Origin of the sequence: Pyxidicoccus caerfyrddinensis (assembly GCF_010894405.1) — a bacterium.
Taxonomy (GTDB): Bacteria; Myxococcota; Myxococcia; order Myxococcales; family Myxococcaceae; genus Myxococcus; species Myxococcus caerfyrddinensis.
In genome coordinates this window covers 1-3,759 of sequence record NZ_JAAIYA010000075.1, presented here as the reverse complement: position 1 = coordinate 3,759, position 3,759 = coordinate 1, and the positions used below count along the sequence as shown (strand labels likewise).

Genomic DNA, 3,759 nt, shown 5'->3' with positions numbered 1-3,759 from the left:
TGGCCTCCACCCACTCGCTGCTCGCCCGCTACTCCGGCCAGGACGACATCGTCGTCGGCTCTCCCATCGCAGGCCGCCGCTTCGCACAGCTCGAAGGCCTCATCGGCTTCTTCGTCAACACGCTCGCACTGCGGGCACGAATGACGCCCGGCCTCACCTTCCGCGAGCTGCTGGCTCAGGTGAAGGAGTCGACGCTCGGCGCCTATGCCCACCAGGACGTCCCCTTCGAAAAGCTGGTGGAGGCACTGCAGCCCCAGCGGGACATGAGCCGCACCCCGCTCTTCCAGGTGATGCTCATCCTGCAGAATGCGAATGCGTCTGTGCCTGCCTCCGCGCTCCCGGACGAACTGTCCGTGCTCCCGGTGGAGCAGGACGACGTAGGCGCCAAGTTCGACCTCTCCTTCGTCTTCACCCAGTCGTCCCAGGGGCTGGTGGGCTCGGTCAGCTACAGCACCGCGCTGTTCCGTGAAGACACCGTGCGCCGGTTCGTCACCCATCTGCGCATGCTGCTGCAAGGCGTGGTGGCCAGGCCCGAAGCGCGCCTGTCCGAGCTGCCTCTTCTGGACGACGCCGAGCGCCACCAGCTGCTGCGCGAGTGGAACGGTGCCCGCACCGAATACCCGGCGGACGCGTGCCTCCACACGCTCATCGAAGCGCAGGTGGAGCGCACGCCCGACGCGGTGGCGCTGTGCTTCGAGGGCGAGAGTCTCACCTACCGGCAGCTCGACGCGCGCGCCAACCAGCTCGCCTGGCACCTGCGCTCGCTGGGCGTCGGGCCCGAGGTGCGCGTCGGCCTCTTCCTGGAGCGCTCGCTGGAGATGGTGGTGGCACTGCTCGCCACGCTGAAGGCCGGTGGCGCCTACGTCCCCTTGGACCCGGACTACCCCGCCCAGCGCCTCGCGTGGATGATCGAAGACGCACGCCCCGCCGTGCTGCTGGCGCAGGAGCGGCTGCTGCCACACCTTCCCGCGCATGAGGCGCGACTGCTCTGCCTGGACTCGCAGTGGCAGGAAGTATCCCGCCAGCCGGAATCCCGCCCCGAGCCGCTCGCCGGCCCGGATGCGCTGGCCTACGTCATCTTCACTTCCGGCAGCACCGGCCGCCCCAAGGGCGCGATGAACTCCCACCGCGGCGTCGTCAACGGCCTGCTGTGGGAGCAGCAGGAGTACGGCCTGTCCTCCTCGGACACGGTGCTGCAGAAAACGCCTTTCAGCTTCGACGTGTCCGTCTGGGAGTTCTTCTGGTCCCTCATGACGGGCGCGCGCCTGGTGCTGGCTCGGCCCGGCGGCCACCAGGAGCCGGACTACCTGGTGCGCCTCATCGAACAAGAAGGCGTCACCACCGTGTACTTCGTGCCCTCCGTGCTCCAGGTGTTCCTGGAGGAGCCGGGGCTGGAGCGGTGCACGACGCTGAAGCGCGTGATGTGCAGCGGCGAGGCCCTGCCGCTGGAATTGGCCCAGCGATGCCTGCAACGGCTGCCCGCCGCCGGCCTGCACAACCTCTACGGCCCCACCGAAGCCGCCGTCGAAGTCACCTATTACGCGTGCGTGCGCGACGAGCCGCACCGCTCGGTGCCCATCGGCCGCCCTGTCGCCAACACGCAGATTCGCATCTTGGATGTGCACCTGCGGCCGGTGCCCATCGGCGTTCCGGGGGAGCTGTTCATCGGCGGTGTGCAGGTGGGGCGCGGCTACCTGGGCCGCCCGGAGCTGACGGCAGAGCGCTTCATCCCGGATGCCTTCAGCGACACGCCGGGAGCGCGGCTGTACCGCACCGGCGACGTGGCGCGCTGGCTGGCGGACGGCCAAATCGAATACCTCGGCCGGGCCGACTTCCAGGTGAAGGTGCGCGGCCTGCGCATCGAGCTGGGGGAAATCGAGTCCGCGCTGGAGCAGCAGCCCTCCGTGCAGCAGGCGGTAGTCATGGCCCGCGAGGACAAGGCCGGGGACAAGCGCCTGGTGGCCTACGTCCTGGGACGTGGGGGCCCGGAGGTGGTGAAGGCCGGTGCGCTGCGCGAGCGCCTGCTCGAGAAGCTGCCCGAGTACATGGTGCCCTCGGCCTTCGTCGTGCTGGAAGCCTTCCCGCTGACCCCCAGCGGCAAGGCGGACCGAAAGGCCCTGCCCGCGCCGGAGTCCTCTGCCTCCGCACCCGAATACGTCGCCCCGCGCACTCCCACCGAGGAGCTCCTGGCCGGCCTCTTCGCCCAGCTGCTGCGCGTACCGCGCGTGGGCGTCCACGACAGCTTCTTCGAGCTGGGTGGCCACTCCCTGCTGGCCACGCAGCTTGTCTCCCGCGTGCGCTCCACCTTCGGTACGGAGCTGCCGCTTCGCGCCCTCTTCGAGGCCCCCACCCTCCAGGAGCTCGCCTCCCGCATCGACTTCGCACGCACGTCCGGCCCTGGAAGCCAGGTGCCCGCCCTCGTCCCCGTGCCTCGCACGCAAGCGCTGCCGCTCTCCTTCGCCCAGCAACGCCTGTGGCTCCTCGACCAGTTCGAGCCCGGCAGCCCCGCCTACAACATCCCCTCCGCCCTGCGCGTGTCCGGAGTGCTGGACACCGAGGCCCTGCGCCTCGGCCTCGAAGCGCTGGTGCACCGGCACGAGGCGCTGCGCACCACCTTCCGCGAAGAGCCCTCGGGCCCCGTCCAGGTCATCGCTCCGCCCGCCGGACTCTCGCTGGACGTCGTCGAGCTGAGCCACCTGCCCGAGGACGCGCGCCAGGCCGAAGTGCGCCGTCTGGCTGCCACCGAAGCCCTTCGTCCCTTCCACCTCGCCTCCGGCCCGCTGCTGCGCGCCTCGCTGCTGCGCCTCGACTCCGAGCACCACGTGCTGCTGGTGACGATGCACCACGTCGTCTCCGACGGCTGGTCCATGGGCGTGCTGGTGCGCGAGCTGGTCTCCTTCTACGGGGCCTTCTCCTCCGGCCAGTCGCCGCAACTGCCACCCCTTCCCATCCAGTACGCCGACTTCGCCTCGTGGCAGCGCGACTGGTTGCAGGGTGACGTCCTCCAGGGCCACCTCGACTACTGGAAGCAGCAGCTCTCCGGTTCGCCCGCGCTGCTGGAGCTGCCCACCGACAGGCCCCGCCCCGCCGTCCAGTCCCAGCGCGGCGCCCTGCTACCCGTCCACCTGCCCTTGCCTCTGTCCGAGGCCCTCTCCGCCTTCTGCCAGCGCGAGGGTGTCACTCCCTTCATGGCCCTGCTCGCCGTCTGGCAGTTGTTGCTGGCGCGCTACTCCGGCCAGGACGATGTCACAGTCGGCTCTCCCATCGCCGGCCGCACCCGCGGCGAGACGGAGGGCCTCATTGGCTTCTTCGTCAACACCCTCGTCCTGCGCTCCCACGTGCAGCCCCTCGCCACCTTCCGCGAGCTGCTGGCCCACGTGCGCGCCTCTACCCTGGCCGCCTATGAGCACCAGCACCTGCCCTTCGAGAAGCTCGTGGAGGAGCTGCAGCCCCAGCGCAGCCTCAGCCACTCGCCCCTCTTCCAGGTCATGATCGTGCTCAACAACGCTCCCCCCGCGGAGCTCTCCCTCCCGGGGCTGTCCTTCGTCCCCCTGGAGCGCGAGGCCGAGGCCTCCAAGTTCGACCTGACGCTCTCGCTGACGCAGACGCCTCGCGGGCTGTCGGGCGCGCTGGGCTACCGCACGGACTTGTTCGACGCCTCCACCGTCTCCCGCATGGTGGAGCACCTGCAAACCCTGCTGGAGGCCGCGCTCGCCTCGCCCGGCACATGCGTGGGTGAGCTGCCCCTGCTCTCCCCTT

Annotated in this window: 1 protein-coding gene; it reads left to right on the top strand. The window is 70.1% G+C overall.

What is annotated here, in order from left to right:
- Positions 1–3,759, top strand: a 3,759-nt coding sequence (locus G4D86_RS51440) for a non-ribosomal peptide synthetase (RefSeq protein WP_164003055.1), incomplete at both ends; no start/stop codon positions are given.